Source organism: Phascolarctobacterium succinatutens CAG:287, assembly GCF_000434895.1.
Classification (GTDB): Bacteria; Bacillota; Negativicutes; order Acidaminococcales; family Acidaminococcaceae; genus Phascolarctobacterium_A; species Phascolarctobacterium_A succinatutens_A.
Window position 1 is genome coordinate 1 of the sequence record NZ_FR892750.1, and the last position, 6,711, is coordinate 6,711.

General features: G+C 48.5%; 5 protein-coding genes, 2 tRNA genes and 1 pseudogene. 6 read left to right on the top strand and 2 right to left on the bottom strand.

Going from position 1 to position 6,711, the window contains the following annotated elements:
- Positions 1–4 precede the first annotated feature (4 nt).
- Both BN587_RS00805 and BN587_RS00810 read right to left on the bottom strand, forming a co-directional pair.
- Positions 5–79: transfer RNA gene (locus BN587_RS00805), tRNA-Glu, on the bottom strand.
- Positions 80–82: 3 nt separating this feature from the next.
- A tRNA-Gln gene (locus BN587_RS00810) sits at positions 83–156 on the bottom strand.
- A gap of 231 nt (positions 157–387) precedes the next feature.
- On the opposite strand from BN587_RS00810, the gene BN587_RS00815 reads away from it, so the two are divergent.
- The 6 genes and pseudogenes from BN587_RS00815 (at position 388) to BN587_RS00840 (ending at position 6,627) form a co-directional block, all read left to right on the top strand.
- Positions 388–1,554 (top strand): exonuclease SbcCD subunit D, encoded by a 1,167-nt coding sequence (locus tag BN587_RS00815; RefSeq protein ID WP_021719271.1) that lies wholly within the window; start codon positions 388–390, stop codon positions 1,552–1,554.
- On the top strand, positions 1,551–4,004 hold the full coding sequence (locus BN587_RS00820; RefSeq protein WP_021719272.1) for an AAA family ATPase: 2,454 nt from the start codon (positions 1,551–1,553) through the stop codon (positions 4,002–4,004). The genes BN587_RS00815 and BN587_RS00820 overlap by 4 nt, the downstream gene beginning before the upstream one ends.
- Positions 4,005–4,147: 143 nt before the next feature.
- The gene (locus BN587_RS00825) at positions 4,148–4,735 is read left to right on the top strand and encodes a xanthine phosphoribosyltransferase (RefSeq protein ID WP_021719273.1); all 588 of its coding nucleotides are present in this window, start codon (positions 4,148–4,150) and stop codon (positions 4,733–4,735) included.
- A 19-nt stretch (positions 4,736–4,754) separates the two neighbouring features.
- Positions 4,755–5,009, top strand: a pseudogene (locus tag BN587_RS00830) (purine permease); the annotation flags it as partial.
- A 33-nt stretch (positions 5,010–5,042) separates the two neighbouring features.
- Positions 5,043–5,933, top strand: a complete 891-nt coding sequence (locus tag BN587_RS00835; protein ID WP_021719275.1) for an amidohydrolase family protein — start codon at positions 5,043–5,045, stop codon at positions 5,931–5,933.
- Between the two features lies 1 nt (position 5,934).
- Positions 5,935–6,627: a hypothetical protein gene (locus BN587_RS00840; RefSeq protein WP_021719276.1), complete on the top strand. Its 693-nt coding sequence runs from the start codon at positions 5,935–5,937 to the stop codon at positions 6,625–6,627.
- Positions 6,628–6,711: the final 84 nt, after the last annotated feature.

Here is a 6,711-nt window from a genome sequence, read left to right on the forward strand (position 1 = left end):
TTCGTGGTAGCGCTAAAGGGAATCGAACCCTTGATTTCGCCTTGAGAGGGCGACGTCTTAGCCGCTTGACCATAGCGCCATTTGGCTCCGGGACTAGGACTCGAACCCAGACCGAATGATCCAGAGTCACTTGTGCTACCATTACACCATCCCGGAGTAGCAGTTCTTTTTGAGCACGCTCATCAGAACAATAACGATTATAGCAGATAGATAGCAGTTGGTCAAGTACTTTTTTGAAAAAAAGTAGAAATTTTTTCCAGAAAGTTTAGGAGGAACGGCAACGTTTGTTTGAAGTATAGATTGACGCATATGCTTTAGCATGATAAAATCAAGATAATACAACGATTATATAACAGTGAATAAATATTCGTGACAGGGAGTGATAGCATGAAGCTTTTACATTTGTCGGATTTGCATTTAGGAAAAAAACTCAACGAGTTTTCTCTTTATGAGGACCAAAAATATATTTTACAACGTATTGTACAGATGATTTGCGCCAAGCAGCCTGATTGCGTACTGCTTGCCGGAGATATTTATGATAAACCGGTGCCGCCGGCAGAAGCTGTCGTTTTGTTTGATGATTTTCTCAATCAGTTGGCGGAGCTTAAGGTGCCTGTGTGCATCATCAGCGGCAACCATGATTCGGCGGAGCGCCTGGCGTTCGGTGCGCAGCTGATGAGCAGTAGCGGCGTTCACTTTGCAGGCAGCTATAACGGACAGCCACAGCAGCTTGTGCTGGAGGATGAATTCGGCAAGGTGAATATTTTCCTGCTGCCGTTTTTAAAGCCTGCTGTTGTGAAGCATTGGGCACCGGAGGAGGTGGCAGCGGAGATTACAGGCTACCATGATGCGGTGAAATATGCTGTGTCGCAGCTGCCGTTGGCACAGGACGAGCGCAATGTGCTTGTTGCGCATCAGTTTGTTACCGGCGCAGTTACCGCAGGCAGCGAGGCCGTTAATGTGGGCGGATTGGATAATATCGGTGCGGAGGTTTTTGCTGCTTTTGATTATGTGGCCTTGGGGCATATCCATAATCCTCAGAATGTCGGCGGTAATGAGTGCATCCGCTATTGCGGTACACCGCTGAAATATTCCTTCAGCGAATGGCAGCAGCAAAAATCCGTGACAATGTTGGAGCTTGCCGAAAAAGGCAATATGAAGGTTACGCAGCTGCCGCTGACACCGTTGCGTGAGGTGCGTTATTTAAAGGATACCTTTGAAAATTTAATGGCAAAGCCGACATATGCCATGTTCCCAATGGATGAGAATGGCTGTCTGCAGGATTTTTATTATCTGACGCTTACTGATGAAAACGATATCCCGAATGCTATGCAGCGCCTGCAGTCGGTGTATAAGAATTTGCTGCAGCTTGATTATGACAATAAGCGCACGCAGGCGAATGCAGAACTGGAAATAACGGAAGATTTGGTAGAGAAAACACCGTTGGAGCTTATTGATGATTTTTATCGCCTGCAGAACAATCAGGAGCTGAGCGAGGAGCAGAAGCAGTATCTGACGAATCTGCTGTCGGAAATGGGAGGTGACATATTATGAGACCGCTGAAGCTGGTTATGAGTGCGTTTGGTCCGTATGCAGGCCAAACCGTTATAGATTTTTCCCAGCTCGGAGAGCAGGGGCTGTACCTGATTACCGGTGATACCGGTGCCGGCAAAACAGTGATTTTTGATGCCGTTTCCTATGCCTTATACGGGCAGACGAGCGGGGGTGTGCGTGATGCCAACATGCTGCGCAGCCAATATGCGGACGCGGATACGCCGACGTTTGTGGAGCTGGAGTTTTCCTTCCGCGGCAAGTGCTACAGGGTAAGACGTAACCCGGAGTATCGCCGTCCGTCGAAGCGTGGCGGCGGGATGACGAAGGAAAAGGCCGGCGCCGCGCTGTACTATCCTGATGGACGCGTACCGGTGACGAGAATGTCTGACGTAGATAAAAGCATCGTGGAGCTGTTGGGGCTTAATCACAAGCAGTTTACGCAGATTACGATGATTGCTCAGGGACAGTTTCGAAAATTTTTGGATACCAATACGGATGAGCGTAGTAAAATCTTCCGTGATTTATTTCATACCTACTTTTTCCAGCAGCTGCAGGATAGGCTGAAGCAGGATGCTGCGGCTAAGCGTAACGAATTTGCCGAGCAGCAGCGCCGAAGCGAGCAGGCGCTGAACGGCATCAGCTGCATTTATCCTGCTTATACGGAAAAGCTGCAGAGCTTTGCCGCGCGTCACTATGAAGGCTGTGTTGAAGAAGTACTGGCCTTGGTTGACACAATTATTGCTCTTGACGAAAAGGAACAGCAGCAGATGGCGGCAGCGGCGGCTATTGTGACGAAAAATCTGACTGCGCTGCAGGACAGCCTGAGCGCTATTGATAAAAAGCAGCAGCTTGAAAAATATATGCAGACGACAGAAGTGAGAATAGCAGGCATGCAAAAGCATTTGGAGCAGGAAGCAGCTGCAGCAGTGCAAAGACAGGAGGCTCTGCAAAAGCTTGAGGCAGAGGTCAGCGAAGCGCAAAAGGGCGAGGTGGAGCTGGCACAGCTGCAAACAGCAAGGCAGCAGCTGGCTGCACGCCAAAGAGAGCTGCGGCAATTACAGGAAATGCAGCAGCGTTACCAAAGTCAGGAGGTTTCGCTGCTGCAGAAGCGTCAGGAGTATAAGCAGGCCTGCGATAATTTCAATCATCTTAATGAGCAGAGCGATGCTTGCTTTGACAGATTTTTGGGCGCACAGGCGGGACTTTTGGCGCACGATAAGCTGAAGCCCGGTAAGCCCTGCCCGGTTTGCGGTTCCTGCGAGCATCCGCAGCCTGTGCAGCTGGCGCAGGACGCACCTACCGAAAATGATGTTGAGCAGGCGCGCGCTAAAGCTGAGGCCGCTCAGAAAATAAGAGACGGCCTTATAGGTGAAGGCAAGGCTTTGAAGGAACATCTGGAGCTTGACAAAAGCCTACTGACGAGCAAGGGCATGGAGCTGCTTGGCTGTGACGATTTGAAGCTGATTGCCGAAAAAGCGCAGGCAGAGCTGAAGGATGTTAACAATAAGATTACGTCCCTGCGCCTGAAGATGGGCTTTTTGCAGGAAAAGGTGGAGCAATACCGCAAGCTGGCGAAAACTTTGGAGCAGCAGAAGGCTGCCGACAAGCAGGCGGAGGCTGCGGCGCAGAGCATGAGGCAGCAAATGGCAGGTGCCGAAGGGCAACTGCAGGAGCTGAAAAAGCAGCTTGCCGAGCAGAATGAGCTGCTGACGGATGTTGATGAACAGAAGCTGCAGCAGGAGCATGAAAAGCTGTTGGCGCAGCAGCGTGAGCTGGAGCTGCAGGATAAGCGGCTGTATGCCGCAATCAAGAATAATCAGCGGATTAAGCAGGAGGTCAGCGGCTATGAAGCGCGCAGGGCAGCCTGCGAAGCGGAATATAGCTTGATCAACAGCCTTTCCGCAACGCTGAACGGAACCTTGACAGGCAAGAAGCGTGTCAACCTGGAAACCTATGTGCAGATGCACTACTTCGATAAAATTCTGCAGCGCGCCAATGTAAGGCTGCTGCGTATGAGCCGCGGCCAGTACGAGCTGTGCCGTGACAAAATGCAGGATGCGGACAGCAAGACGGGCAACAGCAAAACAGGCCTCGATTTGGAGGTTAAGGATTACTACAGCGGTAATCTGCGCAGCGTCAAAACCTTAAGCGGTGGCGAATCCTTCATGGCATCGCTGGCGTTGGCGCTGGGGCTGGCGGATGAGGTGCAGTCCTGCGCAGGCGGCATTCAGCTGGATACGATGTTTGTCGACGAAGGCTTCGGTTCGCTGGATGACAGCAGTCTGCAGCAGGCTATTGCTACGCTGCAGGGCCTCAGTGAAGGCCATCGGCTTGTAGGCATAATTTCGCACGTGCATGACTTGCAGGAAATGATTGACAAAAAAATTCTCGTCAAGAAAAAACGCGGCCTGCAGGGGACGGGCAGCGAAGTCGCACTGGTGGTAGATTAAGGTAAAAATATCACTGCGGAAGCAGAAAATCACTTTACCATAGATTGTCAGTGTGATAAAATAATCTTTATACTTAAAAGAGAAATTTATTGCTGACATGTTCGTAGCAGCAGTTAAAAAAACAATTTATGGAGGGCTTGACGATGAAATTATTGGAAGAAAAAATTGTTAATGACGGTGTTATCAAAAGCGGTAATGTCCTGAAGGTTGACAGCTTTTTAAATCATCAGATTGATGTGCCGTTTGTTGCGGAGCTTGGTAAAGAATTAAAGCGCTTGTTTGCAGACAGGAATATTACTAAAATCCTGACTATTGAAGCCTCCGGCATCGGTATTGCCTGCGTTGCGGCAATGTATTTTGGCGTTCCGGTAGTGTTTGCCAAGAAATCCAGCGGCAGCAATATGGATAAGGATGTTTACTTCACTCAAATTTATTCCTATACCCATAGCAAAACAAACGACGTTGTTGTTTCCAAAAGATTCCTGTCCAAAACAGACCATGTGCTGATTATTGATGACTTCCTGGCTAACGGTTGTGCACTGGAAGGACTTATCGATATTGTACGTCAGTCCGGCGCTACTGTTGAAGGCGTTGGCGTTGCTGTAGAAAAAGGCTTCCAGGGCGGCGGCGACAAGCTGCGCAAAGCCGGCTACAACCTGCATTCCCTGGCTATCATTGATAAGATGGATGCCAAAACCAACACAGTAGTGTTCAGACATGAGGAAGCGTAATGAGCGAAAAACAATATGCGGTTGCACCCTGATGATGTTCGGTTCTATCGTAGTCAGCGGCATGCAGATGATTGCCAACTGCGGCTACAACACCCGTAATGTAACGATTGCTTCCCTGGCACTCAGCATCGGCATCGGCTTTACCCAGACACCGGCAATTTTTAAGATTTTCCCTGACTTAATCAAGAATGTTTTTGCAGAAAACTGTGTAGCCGTAGTTTTTATCGTGGCTATGGTGTTAAATATTATTCTGCCTAAAGAGGAAGAAGAATAACGATACGTGTTTTAGAATAAAGAGGGGTTACAAATGAAGATTATTGATGCCCATATGCATTATTACAATGTTGATGGTTTTGTGCAGGTCGCAGCCGATGCAGGCTATGAAAATACTGCGGCCTGCTGGCAGAAAATATGCGAAGAAAACAATATCGTTTTTTCCGTAGCTATGGGCAACACTAATTATACGTCTTCGAAATACGGTGGTGTTACACCGCGTATGATTGACCTTGCAGCGCCTTTTGACGAGGAGCATTACAATCAGCCGCAGAACATGGGATATTGCATGGGTGTAAACAGCGAGGCTATAACCGAAGCAAATGCGGAAAAAACGGCGCAGGAATTTGAACGCTTTATTAAGGACCCGCATTGTCTGGGAATTAAGCTCTACCCAGGTTATAACGCTGTCTATGTCAACGATAAAAGGCATTGGCCGCTGCTTGAGCTGGCACGTGCCTATAATGTGCCTGTTGCAATTCACACAGGCGATACTGCCTGGCCCAGCGGTTTATTGAAATATTCACATCCGCTGACTGTTGATGAAGTAGCAGTGGCGTTTCCCGACGTTACCTTTGTCATAGCGCACTGTGGTTGCCCATGGTTCGCCGATGCGGCGGAGGTGGCCTGCAAGAATGCCAACGTATGTATTGACCTTTCCGGTCTGGTGGAGGGAAATCCTAAACCGCTGATGCTGCTCGAAAGACAGCGTGGCTTTTTGCGTCAGCTGCATACCTGGCTGAATTATCTTGGCAATTATGAAAAAATCATGTATGGCAGTGACTGGCCGCTTGTAAATATTCCCCTGTATATCTGGATGATCAGCCATGTTGTTCCCGAATGCTATCACGAGGATGTATTTTATAACAATGCAGTAAGGATTTACAGTAAAATCGGCAAGCTGCTGGAAAAGTGCGGAGGTTGAGATGGGACAGCCTGATATCAAAGAAATAGAGGCAGGACTTAAGGATTGGGACTTTGTGCGCAATCTGCCTGCTGCAATCGGTGATTATACCCTTGTGCCGGGCGCCGGCATCGACGGACAGATTTTGAATATTGCAGCCTATGTGCACAAAGCGTCGCACTGTCGTCTTGATTTGACTTACACAAAAGAAACCTTTGACTATGTGCCGGTAAAAACCGTAGGTCTGCATACGTTTCGCGACGTGCGCTTCTTCTGCCGTGACCGCGAGCACTTTGCCGACATGATGCGCAAGAGCCTGCCGGATATTTTGGCCAGCATGGACAAGAAAACTGTACATAAGCTGCCGTATGAAGCAAAAGCGCTGCATTTTGAGCAGTGGGACTACTGGCGCTCGCTGCCTGCTCAGGTAGGCGATTATGAGTTGTATATTACGCCCGATAATCCCTTGCCTTATATCAATGGTTCCTTTATCTTTTTGGATTATACCGATTTTAAGCATGGCAATCAGATATACTTTTCCTATAATATTTTCCGTGATGAGCTGTTTGCGGAAATGCGCAAGAATCATCTGCCCTTGACCACAGATGCTTTTGACGTGCTGGGCAACGTGCCGGCAGAGGATAAGCTGCAGGCTTTGCAGGTGCATATGGAAGCAAATTTAATGGCTACATTGGAAATTTTAAAAAAAGCATAAAAAGCTGTTGACAAAACGAGGTCAACCCTGTATAATATTATTCGTAGTTGATTGGCCCGGTGGTTCAGTTGGTTAGAATGCCGC